We start from the raw sequence: 648 nt of genomic DNA, 5'->3' as shown, positions 1-648 counted from the left end.
AGACAGTTCGGTCCCTATCTACCGTGGGCGCTGGAAATTTGAGAGGATCTGCTCCTAGTACGAGAGGACCAGAGTGGACGAACCTCTGGTGTACCGGTTGTGACGCCAGTCGCATCGCCGGGTAGCTATGTTCGGAAGGGATAACCGCTGAAAGCATCTAAGCGGGAAGCCTACCTCAAGATAAGATTTCCCTAGGAATTTATTCCTCTAAAGAGCCGTTCGAGACTAGGACGTTGATAGGTTGGGTGTGGAAGTACGGTGACGTATGAAGCTGACCAATACTAATTGCTCGTGAGGCTTGACTATACAACACCCAAACAGTTGTTGTATTCAAGATAAATTCAATACATAACTTGATTTAGTGAAGAAACTAGTTACAATACAGACCCAATTAACTAATCCGTTAATAACTCTTTCGGTACTAAGTGGCAAAAACGTAAGACCACCGAAAGCCAAAACAGTTTGCTGGCGACAATAGCAAGAGTGAACCACCTGATCCCTTCCCGAACTCAGAAGTGAAACCTCTTAGCGCTGATGGTAGTGTGGCACTTGCCATGTGAGAGTAAGTCATCGCCAGCTTTTAAATTTAAACACCCCCTCCGCTAGCCCAGAGGGGGTGTTTCTTTATTGCATGATCGAAAGTAGTTG

General features: G+C 46.0%; 2 rRNA genes. Both read left to right on the top strand.

Annotation, left to right across the window (positions count from 1 at the left end):
* Positions 1-306 (top strand): 23S ribosomal RNA (locus OUA97_RS23260); the annotation flags it as partial.
* 158 nt (positions 307-464) lie between these two features.
* Positions 465-579: ribosomal RNA gene (rrf, locus tag OUA97_RS23255) — 5S ribosomal RNA — on the top strand.
* The last annotated feature ends 69 nt before the right edge of the window (positions 580-648 follow it).

The sequence above is a fragment of the Phenylobacterium sp. 58.2.17 genome, assembly GCF_026411515.1.
Classification (GTDB): Bacteria; Pseudomonadota; Alphaproteobacteria; order Caulobacterales; family Caulobacteraceae; genus Phenylobacterium.
This window is presented reverse-complemented; position numbering and strand designations above follow the sequence as displayed.